The sequence below is a fragment of the Thermoactinomyces mirandus genome, assembly GCF_013868055.1.
Taxonomy (GTDB): Bacteria; Bacillota; Bacilli; order Thermoactinomycetales; family Thermoactinomycetaceae; genus Thermoactinomyces; species Thermoactinomyces mirandus.
In genome coordinates this window covers 1-1,418 of the sequence record NZ_JACEOL010000013.1, presented here as the reverse complement: position 1 = coordinate 1,418, position 1,418 = coordinate 1, and the positions used below count along the sequence as shown (strand labels likewise).

Annotated in this window: 2 protein-coding genes; both read left to right on the top strand. The window is 42.3% G+C overall.

The window, feature by feature from the left end:
* Positions 1 to 521: 521 nt before the first annotated feature.
* A complete protein-coding gene (locus H2C83_RS04545; protein ID WP_181738227.1) occupies positions 522 to 677 on the top strand; it encodes a PTS sugar transporter subunit IIB in 156 nt (51 codons plus the stop codon).
* Positions 678 to 756: 79 nt separating this feature from the next.
* On the top strand, positions 757 to 1,418 hold a 662-nt coding region (locus H2C83_RS04540), incomplete at its 3' end, for an IS110 family transposase (protein WP_181738225.1).

Here is a 1,418-nt window from a genome sequence, read left to right as displayed (position 1 = left end):
AAACAACCCATTGCATAGAAAGCAGTCATTAATTGCATTATGGTGTAGGCTCATTCGGATTTTGTTCGTACTCGGACGCAAACAGCTCCCCGATGAGGCGGCAAAGCTCCAAGGAGCTTCGCATCAAGGTCAATTACAGGAAGTAGCTTAAGTTCTTTTTTCTCGTTTTCTTTACAAGTAGCAACCGCGTGGAAGCTGAGTCTTATCTTTACCATACGGGCATAGACCCTGCAATGGAGCTTTTTCAGCTTCCACCCCAAGGCAGGTAGAACGAAGGAATTTAGGGACTTGGATCCTGTGAGACATGGGAGGGTAAACTCCTTGGGTCATTGTGGAGATCCACTAGCGCTCACATATTTTTACAAATAGAGGCTTGCCTCTATTTGAGTAAACCCTTAATTCCTTTTCTATACATCTATTCAAAATGTATCCGTTCTAAATGCCTGGTTCATTTTTCAAAATTGGAGAAAAAACGAGAGATTGAGTGAGAAAAACTTAATTTATTGAGGGAGGGATGCAGGATGAAAAAAGTTTTAATCATTTGTGCAGGTGGTATGTCATCTTCTTTAATGGCAAAGAAGACAACGGACTTTTTAAAAGCTAAAGGGAACGATATCGTAGTAGATGCTACTTCTGCTAATGAAGCATTCCTGTATTTGAAAAACAAAGGGGGTTGAAAAAGAAAAGTACCTCCTGCTAACATACGAGGTGTCCCACTGGCCAGTGGACCCTTAAATAGCGAAGGAGGTACCCAAATTGAAGTATAAGCAAAATCGTAAAATTGAGCAAATCAACGAATCGACTTTAATCATAGGCGCAGATATTGCTAAACACAAGCACATTGCAAGGGCTGTAGACTTTCGTGGGATTGAATTAGGCAAGACCATTGCATTTAGCCAATCTCAATCTGGGTTTAGCCAATTGCTTTTTTGGATCAAGTCCTTGATGAAACAGCACTCCAAACAGCAGGTGCTGTTTGGAATCGAACCAACAGGCCATTACTGGCTGAGTTTAGCTGAGTTTCTCAAGAAACACGGTATCAAGTTGATCATGGTTAACCCGATGCATGTTAAGAGGAGCAAAGAGCTGGACGACAATTCCCCAACCAAAAATGATGTGAAAGACGCCTATGTTATTGCCAGGCTAATTCAAGATGGACGGTACTCCGAACCGCAGGTTCCTGAAGGAATCTATGCCGAACTTCGTAACGGCATGAACTTACGAGACCGTTTAATGAAAGACTTAGCCAGCATAAAAGGGCGGATTCAAAACTGGTTGGATCGGTTCTTCCCGGAGTTCCTTGACGTTTTCAGGAATTGGGAAGGAAAAGCAGCGCTTTACTCTCTACAGCACTTTCCATTGCCTTCAGGTGTTCAAACAATGAATGTTGAACAAATTGTTCAGGAGTGGAAGCAAGA

Bases quoted from the DNA above. Each gene is read 5' to 3' on its own strand.
- H2C83_RS04545 (WP_181738227.1), top strand. From the start codon at position 522: ATGAAAAAAGTTTTAATCATTTGTGCAGGTGGTATGTCATCTTCTTTA.